General features: G+C 72.1%; 14 protein-coding genes. 3 read left to right on the top strand and 11 right to left on the bottom strand.

Annotated features, from left to right (window positions below; translation table 11 throughout):
• Positions 1–5 precede the first annotated feature (5 nt).
• From ACWA7K_RS10330 to ACWA7K_RS10295, 8 genes are all read right to left on the bottom strand, one after another.
• Entirely contained in the window at positions 6–1841 is a 1836-nt protein-coding gene (locus tag ACWA7K_RS10330; protein ID WP_456168214.1) for a gamma-glutamyltransferase family protein, read from the bottom strand.
• 79 nt (positions 1842–1920) lie between these two features.
• Positions 1921–2679 carry a 3-hydroxyacyl-CoA dehydrogenase gene (locus ACWA7K_RS10325; protein WP_456168212.1) on the bottom strand — a complete coding sequence of 253 codons (759 nt, stop codon included), beginning with the start codon at positions 2677–2679 and terminating at the stop codon, positions 1921–1923.
• A gap of 101 nt (positions 2680–2780) precedes the next feature.
• Positions 2781–3434 carry an adenylate kinase gene (gene adk, locus ACWA7K_RS10320; RefSeq protein ID WP_456168210.1) on the bottom strand — a complete coding sequence of 218 codons (654 nt, stop codon included), beginning with the start codon at positions 3432–3434 and terminating at the stop codon, positions 2781–2783.
• 223 nt (positions 3435–3657) lie between these two features.
• Positions 3658–4428, bottom strand: a complete 771-nt coding sequence (gene kdsB, locus ACWA7K_RS10315; protein WP_456168208.1) for a 3-deoxy-manno-octulosonate cytidylyltransferase — start codon at positions 4426–4428, stop codon at positions 3658–3660.
• 7 nt (positions 4429–4435) lie between these two features.
• Positions 4436–4642 (bottom strand): Trm112 family protein, encoded by a 207-nt coding sequence (locus ACWA7K_RS10310; protein WP_456168206.1) that lies wholly within the window; start codon positions 4640–4642, stop codon positions 4436–4438.
• Positions 4643–4652: 10 nt separating this feature from the next.
• Positions 4653–5729, bottom strand: a complete 1077-nt coding sequence (gene lpxK / locus ACWA7K_RS10305; protein WP_456168204.1) for a tetraacyldisaccharide 4'-kinase — start codon at positions 5727–5729, stop codon at positions 4653–4655.
• Complete coding sequence (locus tag ACWA7K_RS10300) at positions 5726–6151, bottom strand: ExbD/TolR family protein (RefSeq protein WP_456168202.1); 426 nt, start codon at positions 6149–6151, stop codon at positions 5726–5728. The genes lpxK and ACWA7K_RS10300 overlap by 4 nt, the downstream gene beginning before the upstream one ends.
• Positions 6148–6768, bottom strand: coding sequence for a MotA/TolQ/ExbB proton channel family protein (locus ACWA7K_RS10295; RefSeq protein ID WP_456168200.1), 621 nt, complete (start codon positions 6766–6768; stop codon positions 6148–6150). Before ACWA7K_RS10295 ends, ACWA7K_RS10300 begins: the two co-directional genes overlap by 4 nt.
• A gap of 374 nt (positions 6769–7142) precedes the next feature.
• On the opposite strand from ACWA7K_RS10295, the gene xseA reads away from it, so the two are divergent.
• On the top strand, positions 7143–8489 hold the full coding sequence (gene xseA, locus ACWA7K_RS10290) for an exodeoxyribonuclease VII large subunit (RefSeq protein WP_456210441.1): 1347 nt from the start codon (positions 7143–7145) through the stop codon (positions 8487–8489).
• Positions 8490–8608: 119 nt separating this feature from the next.
• Complete coding sequence (locus ACWA7K_RS10285) at positions 8609–9190, top strand: superoxide dismutase (RefSeq protein WP_456168196.1); 582 nt, start codon at positions 8609–8611, stop codon at positions 9188–9190.
• Between the two features lie 56 nt (positions 9191–9246).
• On the opposite strand, the gene hpnE is transcribed toward ACWA7K_RS10285, so the two are convergent.
• From hpnE to hpnC, 3 genes are read right to left on the bottom strand one after another with little or no spacing between them, the layout of a single operon-like run.
• On the bottom strand, positions 9247–10551 hold the full coding sequence (gene hpnE / locus ACWA7K_RS10280) for a hydroxysqualene dehydroxylase HpnE (protein ID WP_456168194.1): 1305 nt from the start codon (positions 10549–10551) through the stop codon (positions 9247–9249).
• A 16-nt stretch (positions 10552–10567) separates the two neighbouring features.
• Positions 10568–11404 carry a presqualene diphosphate synthase HpnD gene (gene hpnD / locus ACWA7K_RS10275; RefSeq protein ID WP_456168192.1) on the bottom strand — a complete coding sequence of 279 codons (837 nt, stop codon included), beginning with the start codon at positions 11402–11404 and terminating at the stop codon, positions 10568–10570.
• Between the two features lie 29 nt (positions 11405–11433).
• Positions 11434–12291: a squalene synthase HpnC gene (gene hpnC, locus ACWA7K_RS10270; RefSeq protein WP_456168190.1), complete on the bottom strand. Its 858-nt coding sequence runs from the start codon at positions 12289–12291 to the stop codon at positions 11434–11436.
• Positions 12292–12401: 110 nt separating this feature from the next.
• Here hpnC and ACWA7K_RS10265 point away from each other — a divergent pair, with 110 nt between their 5' ends.
• Positions 12402–13586, top strand: coding sequence for an efflux RND transporter periplasmic adaptor subunit (locus ACWA7K_RS10265; protein WP_456168188.1), 1185 nt, complete (start codon positions 12402–12404; stop codon positions 13584–13586).
• Positions 13587–13598 lie beyond the last annotated feature (12 nt).

Below are 13598 nucleotides of genomic sequence, written 5' to 3'. Positions count from 1 at the left end.
CGGACTCAATCGCCGAGCACGATCCCCTCGCGACGCGGGTCGGCGCCGCCGAACCAGCCGCCGGGCGTGCGCTCGATGGCCTGCAGGCCGCTGGTCATCGGCAGCTCGCGGACCTCGTGACCGCGCGCCTTCAGCGCCTCGACCGTCGCGGCCGGGAAGCGTTGCGCCTCCAGCAGCGTCGGTCCGTTGAGGGTGCCGAAGTTCGGCAGCGAGATCGCCTGCTGTGCGTTCAGCCCCCAGGCCAGCGTGCCCAGCAGCGTCTTGGCGGTGAAATGGATGATCAGCGCGCCGCCCGGCGAGCCGGCGCTCATCTGCAGCGCGCCGCTGGTGCGGTCGAACACCAGCGTCGGGCTCATGCTCGAACGTGGCCGCTTGCCGGGTTGGACCCGGTTGGCGATCGGCCGGCCCTGCGCGTCGGCCGGCGCGAACGAGAAGTCGGTCAGCTCGTTGTTGAGCAGGAAACCGCCCGGCAGGCCGGTGCCGCCGTCGCAGATCTGGCGGGCGCCGAACTGGTCCTCGATCGTCGTCGTCATCGCCACCGCATGGCCTTGCGCGTCGACGATGGACAGGTGCGACGTGCCGTACTCGGGCTGATCGGGCTGGGGCGCCCAGGCCAGCGGACGGGCGCCGGGCGGCACGCCGGGCTTGGCCGTCTTCATCGACTGCTCGCCGATCAGGCCGGCGCGCTCGCGCAGGTAGGCCGCGTCGATCAGGCTGGTCCAGCGGCCGCCGGGGGCCTCGACGAAGTCGGGGTCGCCCAGGTACTGGGCACGGTCGGCGAAGGCCAGCCGGGCCGACTCGGTGTAGCGGTGCAGCGTCTCGACGCCGGGCAGGCCGTCGACCAGCGGCGGCTGCGGGCTGCCGCCGGCGGCCTCCAGGATGCCGAGCGTCTGCAGGATCGCGACCTGGCCGGACGACGGCGGCGGGAAGCCGCACAGCCGCCAGGCGCGCCAGTCGCCGCACAGCGCGTCGCGCACGCGTGGCCGGTAGCTCGCCAGGTCGGACTCGGCCAGCTTGCCCGGGTTGGTCGGGTGAGCGGTCACCTTGGCGACGATGCTGGCGGCCACCGGCCCCTGGTAGAACGCATCCGCGCCGCCCTGGGCCACGCGCCGCAACACGGCGGCAAGCGCCGGGTTGCGCAGCAACTGGCCGGCCTTCAGCGGCTCGCCGCCCGGGTAGTAGAAGGCGGCGGCGGCCGGGTCCTTGCGCAGGTGCGGCTCGGCGGCCAGCAGCGTGGCCAGGCGCGGGCTGACGCGGAAGCCCTGTTCGGCCAGCAGGATGGCCGGCGCGAACAGCTGGGCCCACGGCAGCTTGCCGTGTTCGCGGTGGGCGCGTTCGAGCAGCCGCAGCGTGCCCGGCACGCCGACCGATCGACCGCCGACCACCGCATCGATGAAGGCCATCGGCTGGCCGTCGGGCTTCAGGAACAGCTTCTCGTCGACGGCGGCAGGCGCCGTCTCGCGGCCGTCGTAGGCCCGCACCTGGCGGCCGTCGAAGTGCATCAGGAAGGCGCCGCCGCCGATGCCGCTGGACTGCGGCTCGACCAGCGTCAGCACCATCTGAACGGCGATCGCCGCGTCGACCGCCGTGCCGCCGGCGCGCAGCACCTGCAGGCCGGCGTCGGTGGCCAGCGGGTTGGCGGCGGCCACGGCGGTCTGGCGGGTGGCCCAGCCGGGCTTGTCGGTCATGCCCGAGGCGATCTCGGGCTGGTCCGGCTGTGCCGGCGGCTGGTAGTTCAGCCGCGGTGCCTGCGCGCAGCTGGCCAGCAGCAGCGCGGCGGCCAGGCTGGTCAGGCACGTGGCGAGCGGGCGGCGTCGGACGGCATCGGGAAGATGGAACATGGGCAGAACTCCAGCGTGAGGAAGTCGGTTGCAGGGTTGCCCGGAGTCTTGCCGACGCGGCCCGGCGCCGCAAGGCGGGTCAGCGAGGGCCCAAGCGAATCGCGCCGTCCAGGCGGATCACCTCGCCGTTCAGCATCTCGTTGGTGACGATCTGGTGGACCAGCTTGGCGTAGTCCTGCGGCGTGCCCAGGCGGCTCGGGAAGGGCACGCCGGCGGCCAGCGCGTCCTGTACCTCCTGGGGCATGCCGAACAGCATCGGCGTGCCGAAGATGCCCGGGGCGATCGTCATGCAGCGGATGCCGTTGCGGGCCAGGTCGCGCGCGATCGGCAGGGTCATGCCGACGACGCCGCCCTTGCTGGCGGCATAGGCGGCCTGACCGATCTGGCCGTCGTAGGCGGCGACGCTGGCGGTGTTGATCAAGACGCCGCGCTCGCCGGTCGGCTCGGGCTCGTTGCGGCACATGGCCTCGGCGGCCAGCCGGATCATGTTGAAGCTGCCGATCAGGTTGACGGTGATCGTCTTGCTGAACAGCGCCAGCGCATGGGCGCCGTCCTTGCCGACCGTCTTGGCGGCCGGCGCGATGCCGGCGCAGTTCACCAGGCCCATCAGCTTGCCCATCGACACCGCCTGCGCGACGACGGCGCGGCCGTCGTCCTCGCTGGCGACGTCGCAGCGCACGAAGGCGCCGCCGATCTCGGCGGCCACGGCGCGGCCGCGCTCTTCCTGCAGGTCGGCGATGACGACCCGGCCGCCGGCGCCGGCCAGCATGCGCGCGGTGCCTTCGCCCAGGCCGGATGCGGCGCCGGTGACGATGAAGACCTTGTCCTGGATGTCCATGGGAATGCTCCTCGGGTGTTTGGTTGACGTTGACGTAAACGTCAATTGTGCTGCATCAAAAAGCCGCCCGAAGGCGGCCTGTCCGGCTGAACGGCGGGCGATCAGCCCAGCGCGGCCATCGCGCGGCCGGTGATCTCGTCGACCGTGCCGATGCCGCTGATCTTGCGGTACTGCGGTGCGCCGGCCGCGTCGGCGGCGGCCCAGTTCGAGTAGTAGTCGACCAGCGGGCGGGTCTGGCTCTGGTAGACCTCCAGGCGCTTGCGCACGGTCTCTTCCTTGTCGTCGTCACGCTGGATCAGGTCCTCTCCGGTGGCGTCGTCCTTGCCGGCGACCTTGGGCGGGTTGTAGACGACGTGGTAGGTGCGGCCCGAGGCCGGATGCACGCGACGGCCGCTCATGCGCTCGATGATGGCGCTGTCGGGCACGTCGATCTCGAGCACGTAGTCCAGCTTGACGCCGGCCACCTTCATGGCCTCGGCCTGGGGAATCGTGCGGGGGAAGCCGTCGAACAGGAAACCGTTGGCGCAGTCGGCCTGCGCGATGCGTTCCTTGACCAGGCCGATGATGATGTCGTCGCTGACCAGACCGCCGGCGTCCATCACCTTCTCGGCCGCCAGGCCCATCTCGGTGCCGGCCTTCACGGCCGCGCGCAGCATGTCGCCGGTGGAGATCTGAGGAATGCCGTACTTCTGGCAGATGAACGCGGCCTGGGTGCCTTTTCCAGCGCCCGGGGCGCCCAACAGGATCAGTCTCATGGATCTCCTCGGATGTCGATGCGGTGTCGAAAGAATTCAGTGCCTTAAAGAAGGCATTCTGTTTTCGAGAATATCACGTGGCCCCTGTGACGAAACTGACGTCAGAGGCCCTCCGCCGCCGGGTTCTGGCCCGGATCTGCCCTCGAAAAGGGGCAGGTGAATCGCAGCGGAACCCGGCACCGGGCCGGGCGTGGAAATGTCGGGTCGATCACCCGGATGAGTGTCAGCCGGCGAACAGCCGGCGCACGCGCTCGAGGTCCTCGGGCGTGTCGATGCCGGGGCCCGGTCGCTCCGGGCTGACGTGCACGGCGATGCGCTCGCCATGCCACAGCACGCGCAGCTGTTCGAGCGATTCGACCTGCTCCAGCGGGCTCACCGGCAGGGTCGGGAAACGGCGCAGGAAACCCGCGCTGTAGCCGTAGATGCCGATGTGGCGCAGCGGTGCGGGCTGCGGCAGCGCGAGCGTGCCGCCGGCACTGCCGTCGCGCCACCAGGGCAGCGGCGCGCGCGAGAAATACAGCGCCCGGCCGGCCATGTCGGTCACGACCTTCACGACGTTCGGGTTGCCGTATTCGGCGACGTCGTCGATCGCGTGCGCGGCGGTGCTCATCACGCAGTCGCCGCGCTCGGCCAGCAACGCGGCGCAGGCGTCGATCAGCGCGGTGTCGATCAGCGGCTCGTCGCCCTGCACGTTGACGACGATGTCGCGGCCGTCGAGCCCGAGCTGCTCGCAGGCCTCGGCCAGCCGGTCGCTGCCGGTCGGGTGGTCGGCGCGGGTCATCAGCACGCGCACGCCGTGGGCCTGGCAGGCCTGCAGGACCTCGTCGCTGTCGGTCGCCACGACGACCTGGCCGGCGCGGCTCTGCAGGCAGCGCTGCGCCACGCGCACGACCATCGGCAGGCCGGCGATGTCGGCCAGCGGCTTGCGCGGCAGGCGGGTCGACGCCAGACGGGCTGGCACCAGCACGGTGTAGGCGGGGATCGCAGCGCTCATGCGGACCTCAGCCGACGTTCGTGTCGCCGGCCGCGGCACCGGCCGCCGGGGCATCGAGGTTGCGGGCCTCCGACTCCAGCATCACGGCGATGCCGTCGCGGATCGGGAAGGCCAGCCGGTCGGCAGCGCAGACCAGCTCGTGGGTGGCGTGGTCGTGGCCCAGGGGGCCCTTGCAGAGGGGGCAGACCAGCAGGTCCATCAGTCGGGTGTCCATGGTCGGAATCCTAGCGTGAGGTGGCGGGGCGCCCGGCTGCGGGCAGGTCGGCGAGCAGGGATTCGACGAAGCCGTCCGGCAGCTCGAACCGCAGCGGCGCGACCCAGACCTGCAGCTCCGGCCGATCCCGCCGCAGCCGTTGCGGGCGCAGCTTGACGGCGTCCTTCTCGGTCACGATGACGTGGCGGGCGGCGGCCGGCCAGGGCAGCGTGGCGTGGTCGTGGTGATCGGGCAGGGCGACCGGCTCGATCGCCAGGCCACGCGCGCGCAGGCCGTCGAAGAAGCGGTTCGGCTGACCGATGCCGGCGCTGGCATGCAGGACGAGGCCGTCGGCCTGCTGTCGACCGCGCAAGGTGTCGAGGGCCTCGGCGCTCGCCGGCCGGCCTTCCCACCAGTCGTCCAGGCCGACCAGGCCGGCCAGACCGCGACGGGCGCAGCCGCCGGGCAGCGCGGTGCTCGGGCGATCGGCGTTGTAGAGCACGTGGCGCGGCACCGCCGAAGCCGTCGAGAGCGGTTCGCGCAGCGGCCCGGCCGGCAGCAGCCAGCCGTTGCCGGCGCCGCGTTCGTCGAACACGATGACCTCGACTTCGCGCCGCAGCCGCAGGTGCTGCAGGCCGTCGTCGCAGACGATCAGGTCGACCTCCGGGTGCGCCGCGCACAGTCCGCGCGCGGCGGCCACGCGGTCATGGCCGACCCAGACCGGCACGCCCGCGCGGCGTTGCATCAGCAGCGGCTCGTCGCCGACCTCGGCCGCCGTGGCGTCCGGCGTCACCGGCCGTGCGTCCGAGCGGCTGGCGCCATGACCGCGCGAGACGATGCCCGGCCGGCGTCCGGCCGCCCGCAACGCGGCGACCAGCGCCAGCGTCGTCGGTGTCTTGCCGGCCCCGCCGACCAGCCGGTTGCCGACCACGATGACGGGCACCGGCGCGGCTGCGCGCGTCAGGACATCCAGGCGGTACAGCGCATGGCGCAGCCTCACCAGCGCCAGGTGCAGCAGGCCGAGCGGGCGCAGCGCCCACTGCAGCGGTCCGCCGTCCAGCCAGCTGCGCTCGATCCGCGCCGACAGGCCGGCCGCGCGTTCGCTCAAGGCTTGCCGCTGCGGCCGCTCTGGGCCGCGAAGGTCAGCTGGGTCAGGCCGACCCGGCGGGCCGCGTCCAGCACCAGGATCACGCTCTGGTGCGCCGCCGCCGCATCGGCCGAGACGATCAGCGGGCGCTTGACGTCGCCCTGCGCGGCCTGCGACATCGCGGCGATCAGGCCTTCCAGGTTGCCGGCGTCGACCGGCTGGCGGTTGACGCTGTAGCGGCCCTCGGCCGACACCGCGACGACGATCTCGCGCGGCGGTGCGTCGAGCCGGTTCGCGTCGGCCACCGGCAGCGTCACCTTCAGCTCGGTGTACTTGGCGTAGGTGGTCGACAGCATCAGGAAGATGAGCACCACCAGCAGCACGTCGATGAACGGGATCAGGTTGATCTCCGGTTCCTCGGGGCGTCGCGGGCGGAAGTTCATGCGGCGTGCCTCAGCAGGTTGGGCAGCAGGCGTTCGGCGGCCATCTCCAGCTGCAGCACGAACTCGTCGACCCGGCCGCGGAAGTAGCGGTAGAACATCAGCGACGGGATCGCGATGATCAGACCGAAGGCCGTGTTGTAGAGCGCCACCGAGATGCCGTGTGCCAGCTGTTCGGGGTTGGCGCCGCTGGCGGGCGACTGCGCGCCGAAGATCTCGATCATGCCGACGACGGTGCCCAGCAGCCCGAGCAGCGGTGCCGCCGAGGCGATGGTGCCCAGCGCGTTCAGGTAGCGCTCCAGCTGGTGGACGGCGGCGCGGCCGGCGGCCTCGAAGCTCTGGCGCAGCTGGGCCTCGTCACGCACATGGTCCTGCGAGGCGGCGCGGATGCCGGCGGCCAGCACCGAACCCAGCACCGAGTTGTCGGCCAGCTTGCGGATCACCTCGTCGTTGGGCAGGCTCTGGCGCGTGATGATCAGGACCTCGTCGAGCAGCTTGGCCGGCGCGACCCGCACCGGGCGCAGGCTCGACAGCCGCTCGATGATGAGCGCCAGCGCGGCGATGGAACAGATGATCAGCGGCCAGATCGGCCAGCCAGCGGCTTGAATGATCGAAATCAAGGGGTCTCCCGGTGTGGATCGGCCTCTTGCCACCGCCCGCCGGGCAGCGCCAAAAACGGTCGGGATTATGGCGGCACCGGCCGGGCGAGAATCCGCTTCGGTTGGGCTTGGGCCCGGCATCGCCGCAGCCCCTTCTGTCTATCCCCAGAAACTGTGGATAACTTTGTGGGCAAGCTGGCGCGAAATGCGCTAAATCGCTGTCAGCACTGGGGGTAGGCTGGATTGCCACTCCGTGAGGCACCAAAAAAATCATATGAATCAACGACTTGCACGGATGTTAAAGGGCTGTGACGGTGTTTCGTGCACGGCGTCACGCTTGACGGCTTCTGTGGATGACCCCAGCGGGATGCACCGCTTCAGGGCTTGTTGAAGCGATGTCCAGCCGATCCTTTCCCCCTGAAAACGGGGCCCGCCCGATGGTCTGGGACGTCGCCGCACTGGTGCAGGCGGTGGGCGACACGCTGCAAGCCCGATTCGGTGCCGTGGCGGTGCGTGGCGAGCTGGCCGGCTTCAGCCGGGCGGCCAGCGGCCACTGCTACTTCAACCTCAAGTCGGCCGACGGTCAGGCCGGGCTGCGCTGCGCGATGTTCCGCCGCGCCGCGTCGATGCTGGACTTCGCGCCGCGCGACGGCCAGCAGGTCGAGCTGCGCGGCCGGCTGGCCGTCTACGAGGCCCGCGGCGAGCTGCAGCTGATCGTCGAGGCCATGCGCCCGGCCGGCGCCGGCGCGCTGATGGAGCAGTTCCTGCGCCTGAAGGCCAAGCTGGAAGCCGAGGGCCTGTTCGACGCCGAACGCAAGCGCGAGATCGCCGTCCACCCGCGTGCCCTGGGCGTCGTCACCTCGCTCGGCGCTGCCGCCCTGCGCGACGTGGTGACCGCGCTGCGGCGCCGCTCGCCGCATGTCGCGCTGCGCATCTACCCGGCCAGCGTGCAGGGCGCCGACGCGCCGGCCCAGCTGGTGCAGGCGATCCGGACGGCCGGCGAGCGCGCCGAGGTCGACACGCTGCTGGTCGTGCGCGGCGGGGGCTCGCTGGAAGACCTGTGGGCCTTCAACGACGAGCAGGTCGTGCGGGCGATCGCGGCCTCGCCGATCCCCGTCATCAGCGGGGTCGGCCACGAGAGCGACTTCACGCTGGCCGATTTCGTCGCCGACCTGCGCGCGCCCACGCCGACCGCCGCCGCCGAGCTGGCCGCTCCGCTGCGCGACGAGGCGCTGGCCCGGCTGGCCGGGCTGGCTCGTTGGATGAGCCAGCGCATCGGACACCGGCTCGACCGCGACGCGCAGCGGCTCGATCACCTGGCGCTGCGGCTGGCGCGGCCGGCTGATTTCGTCCACCGGCACCGCCAGCGTCTGGCCTTGCTGGCGCAGCGCCATGCGCAGTCGCTGCAACGCGCGGCGACGTTGCACGGCCACCGGCTCGAACGCTTGCAGGTGCGCCTGCTGGACGCCGGCCGGCGCACGCTGGCGCGTCGTCAGGACGGCCTGGCGCTGCTGGCCGCCCGCCATGCGGCGCTCGATCCGACGCGGGTGCTGCAGCGCGGCTATGCGTGGCTGAGCGACGACCAGGGCCGGGCGCTGACCAGCGTCGCCCAGCTCGCGCCGGGTCAGCGCATCGACGCCGTGCTGGCCGACGGGCGCATCGAGGCCCGCATCGACCGCATCGACCCGGCCGCACCGCCCGAGCCCCCACCGGCCGATCCGCTGGCGATCGCCAGTCCCTGACACGGCAGGGCCGAAAACCCTTGCCTACAATGATTTTTGTTGCGGCGCGGCGGGCCTCCCAGGCCCTGCACCCCGCGCCGACGACCCGGTTCACGACACCACACCCAGAGGACACGACCATGCAACACACGCTGCCCGCCCTGCCGTTCGCCATCGACGCGCTCGCGCCCCACCTGTCGAAGGAAACCTTCGAATACCACCACGGCAAGCACCATCAGGCCTACGTCACCAACCTGAACAACCTGATCCCGGGCACCGAGTTCGAGAACCTGTCGCTCGAAGACATCGTGCGCAAGTCCAGCGGCGGCATCTACAACAACTCCGCCCAGATCTGGAACCACACCTTCTTCTGGAACTGCCTGAAGCCCAACGGCGGCGGCGAGCCGAGCGGCGCGCTGGCCGCGGCGATCAATGCCAAGTGGGGCAGCTACGCGGCCTTCAAGGAAGCCTTCACCAAGAGCGCCGTCGGCAACTTCGGTTCGGGCTGGACCTGGCTGGTCAAGAAGGCCGATGGCAGCGTCGACATCGTCAACATGGGCGCCGCCGGCACCCCGCTGACCACCGCCGACAAGGCCCTGCTGACGATCGACGTGTGGGAACACGCCTACTACATCGACTACCGCAACGCGCGTCCGAAGTTCGTCGAGACCTTCCTGAACAACCTCGTCAACTGGTCGTTCGCCGAAGCCAACTTCGCCTGATCGATCGGCACGCCGGGGCGCCCTGCGCCCCGCACGCTGCACCCGCAAAGCCGGCCTCAGGGCCGGCTTTGTCGTTGCGGGGGTTCGAGCAGGGCCTCGACCGCCGCCAAGCCCGATCGCACCGCGCCTTCGAGCGTGGCGGGGTAGGGGCCTTCGATGTGGTCGCCGGCGGCGGTCAGGGCGGGGGCGATGTGTTGCGGCGGGCGTTGCAGGCCCGGCAGGCAGAGGAAGGTGGCGCGTTTTTCGGCCACCACCTTCAGCAGGCGGACCTGCCCGGGCGCGATGCCGCGCAGCGTCGCGCGGGCCTGGGTGAGGGCGGCCTCGCCGGTGGCGTCCAGACCACGTTCGACCCAGGCGGCGGCGCCGCTGACCACGTAGGCGAAGCGGCCGGGTTCGGCGCCGAGTGCGCCGTGGTCGAAGGCGAACTGGGCCGGTGCCATCGGGCCTTCCGGCAGGGCGACCATCGGCGCGGCCAGCCGGGCACCATTGGCCTGGACGTAGGCGGTGACGATGGGCTCGTAGCTGAAGGCACTGGCGCGCCGCGACCACTCGGGCGAGATCGTGGCGGTCAGGCGGGCGGCCTCGCGGGCGCTGCAGGCCAGCACGACCTGGTCGAAGGGTTCGCCGTCGACGGACCAGCCGCTGCGGCCATCCGGGCGGTGGCTCAGTGACTGAGCCCGTCGACCGAGCCGCAGCTGTGCGCCGTGCCGCGTCAGCCAGTCGGCGGCCGGTGCGGGCAGCAGTTCGGCCAGCGGGCGGCGCGGCACCAGCAGGTCGCTGGCGCCGGGGCCGCTGAACAGCGCGTCGTGCAGCACACGCAGGAAGACGCGGGCGCTGGCGTCGCGGGCGGGGGTGTTGAGGGCGGCGACACACAGCGGGTCGATGAACTCGTGTCGCACGCGTTCGGGCAAGGACCGGGTCAGGCGCGCGACGGTCCAGCCGTCGTCGCAGCGGAAGCCCTTCAGCAGCCAGGCCAGCGCCGCGTTCGACAGAGCGAGCCGTTCGCGCCAGCGCCAGTGGCCCATCGCCCAGACCGCCCGCGTGAAGGCCAGCAGCACGGGACCGCGACCCAGCCGCAGGCCTTGCCCGTGGGCGTCGACCAGCGTCAGCGGCATGCGCAGCAGCACGGCGTCTGGGTCGACGCCGACGCGGCGCATCAGCGCCAGCGTGGCGACGTAGGCGCCGATCAGGATGTGCTGGCCGTTGTCGAGTGGCGCGGCACCGGGGTCCGCCTCCAGGCTGCGGGCCCGGCCGCCGAGTTGCGGCGCCATCTCGATGAGGGTGACGGCATGGCCGCGCGAGGTCGCCTCAACCGCGGCGGCGATGCCTGCCCAGCCGCCGCCGACGACGGCGACGCGCAACCGGTTCGCTGGTGCCTCAGCGGCCACGCCAGTTGGTCCGCATCGCGATCCAGAGCTTGCGCACCGGCGTCAGCGAGATGCGCTGGTGCAGCACCTGGAAGCCGCCGGCCTCGATCTCGGTCAGCAGCGTGCGGTAGATGTTGGCCATCATCAGGCCGGGCTTCTGGCTGCGCCGGTCGACCTCGGGCAGCAGCGCCAGCGCCTCGTCGTAGCAGCGCTGCGCACGTTCGGCCTGGTAGCGCATCAGCGCGGTGAAACGGTCGCTGTAGACGCGGTTGAGCACCTCGTGCGCCTTGACGTCGAACTGCTGCAGCTCGGAGACCGGCAGGTAGATGCGACCGCGTCGGGCGTCGTCGCCGACGTCCCGGATGATGTTGGTGAGCTGGAACGCCAGCCCGAGCCGGTGGGCATAGGCGACCGTCGCGGCCTCGGTCCGGCCGAAGATGCCCGAGGCGACCTCGCCGACCACGCCGGCGACCAGGTGGCAATAGCGCTGCAGGCCGGCGTAGTCGAGGTAGCGCGACTGCTGCAGGTCCATCTCGCAGCCTTCGATCACCGCCAGCAGGTGTTCGGCGCGGATGTCGTAGTCGCCGACATGCGGCATCAGCGCCTTCATCGCCGGGTGGTGCGGCTGGCCGGTGAAGGACTGCGCCACCTCCTGGCGCCACCAGGCCAGCTTCTGCGCCGCGACGCCGAGGTCATGGACCTCGTCGACGACGTCGTCGACCTCGCGGCAGAAGGCATAGAAGGCGGTGATGGCCGCGCGGCGGGGCGGCGGCAGGAAGAGGAAGGCGTAGTAGAAGCTGGAGCCGCTCGCGGCGGCCTTCTCCTGCACGTACTGTTCGGGCGTCATGGGGCGGGATTGTCGGGGTGCGGCAGCGCTCACATGCGGGCGGCGCGCCACAGGATGCGCGGCGCATGCCACGGGTGCAGGCGCGGCCGTGTCCACAGCACACGCGGGCCGAGGGCCTCGATCTGGTCGAGCACGCACAGCCCGCCTTGCACCACCAGGCGCAGTTCCCAGCCGACGCGGCCGGGCAGGCGGTGCACCAGCGGCGCGCCGTCGGCCATCAGCGCGCGGGTCCAGCCGGTCAGGCCGGCCAGCAGCGCGGCGGCGCGGGCCTGGGTCTCGGGGGCCTGCCAGCTGGCGGGATCGGCGTCCGGATCGAAGCCGTGCGCGGCGCATTCGTCCAGCGGCAGGTAGCGCCGGCCGCGCGGCAGGTCGGTGCGCAGGTCCTGCCAGAAGTTGATCAGCTGCAAGGCGGTGCAGACCGCATCGGACTGGCGCAGGGCGACCGCGTCGTCGACCCCGTAGAGGTGCAGCAGCAGCCGGCCGACGGGGTTGGCCGAGTTCGTGCAATAGGCCAGCAGCGACGCCCGGCTGGCGTGGCGCGGTTCTCGCACGTCGTGCTCGAAGGCGTCGAGCAGGGCTTCCAGCAGAGGCTGTGGCAGCGCGTGGCGGCGGGCCTGTTCGGCCAGCGGGGCCCAGATGCGCGGCCAGCGGGCGTCGGCCGGCGGGTGGCCGCTGGCGAAGGTGGCGCGCAGCTCGGTGCGGTAGGCGGCCAGGTCGGCCAGGCGTTGCGCGGGCGTCGCGTCGCCCTCGTCGGCCAGGTCGTCGGCCGTGCGGGCGACGTGGTAGATCGCGGCGATCGGCGCGCGCAGCGCCGGCGGGCACAGGATCGAGGCGACCGGGAAGTTCTCGTAGTGGGCGATGGGCTCGGGGCGCGGCGACGGGTTCATGGCGGCGCGGATTATGTGGGCCGCCGTTCCGTTCGTTTGACACGAACCGAAGCGAACTCGTACATTACTGACCGGTCAGTCAGTAACGAACACGAATCTCCGAGGTGCCCATGCGCGTCCGTCCTTTCCCTGCTTCCGCCCACGATCTCGCCCGTCACCTGCCGACGCTGGTCGCGCTCTGCGGCGTGCTGCTGCTGGCCGCCTGTTCGAAGCCGGAACCGGCGGCCGAACCGCTGCGCGCGGTCCGCACGATGGTGGTCGGGCGCGATGCGGCGGCCGGCGAGGCGCTCTACGCCGCCGAGGTGCGGGCGCGCACCGAGTCGCGGCTGGGCTTCCGGGTCGCCGGCAAGCTGACCAGCCGCCCGGTCGAGCTGGGCCAGACGGTCCGCAAGGGCCAGCTGCTGGCCGAACTGGACGTGGCCGACCTGGGGCTGGGCGCCGAGGCGGCGCAGGCCGCCGTGCGCGCCGCGCAGGTCAACGCCGAGCAGGCCGCGTCGGACTTCAAGCGTTTCGAGGACCTGCACGCGCAGGGCTTCATCAGCGCGGCCGATCTCGAACGGCGCCAGAACGCGCTGCGCGCGGCGCAGGCGACGCTGGAACAGGCGCGGGCACAGGCGGCAGTCCAAGGCAACCAGGCGCGCTACAGCAAGCTGGTGGCCGACGTCGCGGGCGTCGTGACCGCCGTCGAGGCCGAACCCGGCGCGGTGCTGGGCGCCGGCACGCCGGTCGTCCGGCTGGCCCAGGACGGCCCGCGCGACATCGCCTTCCAGGTGCCCGAGGACCAGGTCGGCGGGCTGCGCAGCCTGCTCGGCAAGGCCGGCGCGCTGCGCGTGACGCTGTGGGGCGCCGAGGGCACGCCGCTGGCGGCGACGCTGCGCGAGGTCGCGGCGGCGGCCGATCCGGTCGGCCGCACCTTCCTGGCCAAGGCCAGCCTGGGCAAGGACGCCGGCGAGGTCCGCCTGGGCCAGACCGCCACCGTCAGCCTGGCCCGGCCGACCCGCGAGGACGTGCGCCGGCTGCCGCTCAGCGCGGTCGCCGAAGCGGGCGGCCGCAGCGTCGTCTGGGTGCTGGACGGCGCGTCGATGGCGGTCCAGCCGGTGCCGGTCACGACCGGCACGCCGGACGGCAACCAGGTCGTCGTGACCGGGGGCCTGCAGCCGGGCCAGGAGATCGTCACCGCCGGCCTGCATGTGCTGACGCCGGGGCAGAAGGTGGTGCGTTACGTCGACCCGAAGCGCCCGGGCACGCCGGCCGCCGCACCGGTCGCCGCCGCTGCATCTGCCGCTTCCCGCTGAGCCTGCACCTCG

The organism is Leptothrix mechoopdaensis (SeqCode) (assembly GCF_053893855.1).
This window is presented reverse-complemented; position numbering and strand designations above follow the sequence as displayed.

Bases quoted from the DNA above. Each gene is read 5' to 3' on its own strand.
- ACWA7K_RS10330 (WP_456168214.1), bottom strand. From the start codon at position 1,841: ATGTTCCATCTTCCCGATGCCGTCCGACGCCGCCCGCTCGCCACGTGC.
- ACWA7K_RS10325 (WP_456168212.1), bottom strand. From the start codon at position 2,679: ATGGACATCCAGGACAAGGTCTTCATCGTCACCGGCGCCGCATCCGGC.
- adk (WP_456168210.1), bottom strand. From the start codon at position 3,434: ATGAGACTGATCCTGTTGGGCGCCCCGGGCGCTGGAAAAGGCACCCAG.
- kdsB (WP_456168208.1), bottom strand. From the start codon at position 4,428: ATGAGCGCTGCGATCCCCGCCTACACCGTGCTGGTGCCAGCCCGTCTG.
- ACWA7K_RS10310 (WP_456168206.1), bottom strand. From the start codon at position 4,642: ATGGACACCCGACTGATGGACCTGCTGGTCTGCCCCCTCTGCAAGGGC.
- ACWA7K_RS10300 (WP_456168202.1), bottom strand. From the start codon at position 6,151: ATGAACTTCCGCCCGCGACGCCCCGAGGAACCGGAGATCAACCTGATC.
- xseA (WP_456210441.1), top strand. From the start codon at position 7,143: ATGTCCAGCCGATCCTTTCCCCCTGAAAACGGGGCCCGCCCGATGGTC.
- ACWA7K_RS10285 (WP_456168196.1), top strand. From the start codon at position 8,609: ATGCAACACACGCTGCCCGCCCTGCCGTTCGCCATCGACGCGCTCGCG.
- hpnD (WP_456168192.1), bottom strand. From the start codon at position 11,404: ATGACGCCCGAACAGTACGTGCAGGAGAAGGCCGCCGCGAGCGGCTCC.
- hpnC (WP_456168190.1), bottom strand. From the start codon at position 12,291: ATGAACCCGTCGCCGCGCCCCGAGCCCATCGCCCACTACGAGAACTTC.
- ACWA7K_RS10265 (WP_456168188.1), top strand. From the start codon at position 12,402: ATGCGCGTCCGTCCTTTCCCTGCTTCCGCCCACGATCTCGCCCGTCAC.